The following is a 2,548-nucleotide window of genomic DNA, read 5'->3' on the forward strand; positions in this document are numbered from 1 at the left end:
CAATTTATAAGATCAAACTATGATTCTTACTGTGCATTAGAACTTTTGTATACCTGTTTTTCGCAGCGTGTTATAGACCATAAACTTGCTGAGATAGAGTTTAAGAAATTTTCAGTTGAATTACAAACAACTGATTTTGGGAAACAGCTTTCCAAGGCCATCATAGCTTCCAAATTTGAACCTCGTGGTGATGGCCCTCGGGAAGGTCTTTAATATGGTTTTTCGGATCTGCCCAAAAAATTTGAAAAAATACCATTGATATTGCCAAATAAAAACCTTGAATAAAGAATAAAAGAGCCGGAAATTAGGACGTAAGGATGCCAAAAATACAGATACCGCCAACCATAGCCATGGTTTTCATTTATATAACTATAAACCAATAGTCCTGCTGCAAAAGCAATCATTAGGAGCAGCCCAAACCATCAAATAATGCCATTTATTTTCAAAAGAGGATTAATCAAAAATTGCTTGATGTAATAAATAAATACGATGAACCAAAGTACCGTGCCCAGGCCAAGCAAAACGAATGCTTCGCCGGCAGATGTATGAATCATCTCATAATCGCTTAGCTGATGGCCCCCTGCGTAATGGAGAATAAGTGGTAGTCCAATCGAAAAAAACAACAAAAAGATGATCCAAAATATATTAAAACCTTTCCAAAAATTCATAGGAACTAGTTTTAGAGGTTAAAATAAAGCTTCATGTTAATTGTTAAAGATAGGTAATTATTTTATTTGCAGAAATGCGTCATTTTACATCGATGAGTTTGAGGAAAGATGAAGGTGGGGTATTTATTGGGCTGATTGCGTGCTGAGGTAAAGTTTGAACTTTGGTGCGAAAAGCTTACTTTAGAGAATATGACGGCCTCTTCCGTTATTAAGATCTTAGACTAATTTAAATGATTAATGTAGGTTTCGAATGTGAAATTTTAAGAGCGAGCAGGACTAGGCTATTGCACTTAATGGAAACAAGCGATGATGGTATATTATTTAAAATTCCAGAGGGTTTCAACAATAATATAATTTGGCAAATTGGTCATTGTATTACTTCTCAACAGAGACATATGTACATGCGTAGCGGATTACCAATGTATATATCTAATGAATTCATGGAGTCCTTTAAAATTGGATCGTCTCCAGGTTCCTGGAAAATTACTCCAGATGTTAATAAGGTGAAACATTTATTGATTGATACAGTTAACCACCTTGAATCAGATCTTAAATCCGGATTATTTGTCAACTATGAGCCCTTTGAGTTGCCGATAGGATTTCAAGTTAAAAATCATGTTCAGGCACTACAAGCTGCTAATTATCATGAAGCGGAGCACAGTGGGAGGATTTTTATGTATTTGAAGCTGCTACTCAATGAATGAATTAAGGCAGGGAATATTCATAAGTTTAAATAACATCCCGAATTGTCTGCATATTTATTGGGGGACAGGGATAGGATATTGATAGAGGCTCCTGAGCCAATCCAATCCTCCAAATTCGATCCACCGGACTGCTGATATAGCTATATGAGTAAAGAATGAAAATAGCAAGGCGGGATTATTGCCGAAGATATGAACTTTAACAAATTATCGCTAACTCGTGATTATGTTAAATAAAAAAAACGTACTGAATGAAAAAACTTGTCTTCCTCTTTGCTTTATTTACTCTTTCATTTCATGCATTCGCAATTAATCCTTCTAAGCAGTATCAAGTAAGGCCTGAACAACTTGGTTTGAAATATCAAACTAAGAAAATAAAAGTCAGTGCCACAGTTGAACTCAACTCGTGGCTTTTTCTGCAAAACAATCAAAATATCCTAATCTAGTTGTTGACAGAATTATGGAGATAAAAACAAGCATGTTTTGCTTCCAGATGAAGCACAAAAGTATGTTGAATCTAACAAAAAGCCGACATTAACTCCATTTTGTTATTTTCCGGTTTAAAAGACATTGTTACCAAGTCAACAGATTATTCAACGTTCATGGACCTTAATGTAAAATCCAGATTGGTAACATGGGATTGTAACCATATTGAGTGCTTTTATAAAATGACAAAGGATATCGACAGTGATCTCTATATGTCAGAAGTCAACACATACATTAACAGTTTGGAGTAAGCGAAAAGTCGGGGCGCACTATTATACCCTGTTAACTTTCTTTTCCATCTTTATTTCCAAGATGACTTGCTACGGGGTTTATATGATTTTTTGCCAAATCTGGGTATTACGCTGAAACTGGCCGTGTAGTTTTGTTTTAAGCTGGTTCTTCCCCATGAAGTTAACTCAGATCTTATTCTCTTGCGAAATCACTCTTATAAGGTATTATAAAAAGGCTTGAGATTATCTACATTTAGTTAGGCTTTTAGCCTACCACCAAAAGTGAGGAAGGACCACTTTCCCCGAAATATACAACGTAATTGTGAAGGCTAAAATTTCCCGAATACAAAAACATCGAATCTTCTACCTTTTTATGTGTTGTTGAAATGACATAAGATAAACGAATTTAAATCGTTTATCTTGTTAATATTTTGCAAGTCGGTTGCTCTAATCGCCTTAAAAA

Annotated in this window: 2 protein-coding genes; both read left to right on the top strand. The window is 35.1% G+C overall.

Features of this window, described 5'->3' with window-relative positions; translation table 11 throughout:
* The coding region (locus DBR11_RS30355) for a hypothetical protein (RefSeq protein WP_233260907.1) at positions 1-213 on the top strand (213 nt) is incomplete at its 5' end.
* 685 nt (positions 214-898) lie between these two features.
* Positions 899-1,372 (top strand): DinB family protein, encoded by a 474-nt coding sequence (locus tag DBR11_RS25210; RefSeq protein WP_108555342.1) that lies wholly within the window; start codon positions 899-901, stop codon positions 1,370-1,372.
* Positions 1,373-2,548 lie beyond the last annotated feature (1,176 nt).

This window comes from Pedobacter sp. HMWF019 (assembly GCF_003061025.1).
GTDB lineage: Bacteria > Bacteroidota > Bacteroidia > Sphingobacteriales > Sphingobacteriaceae > Pedobacter.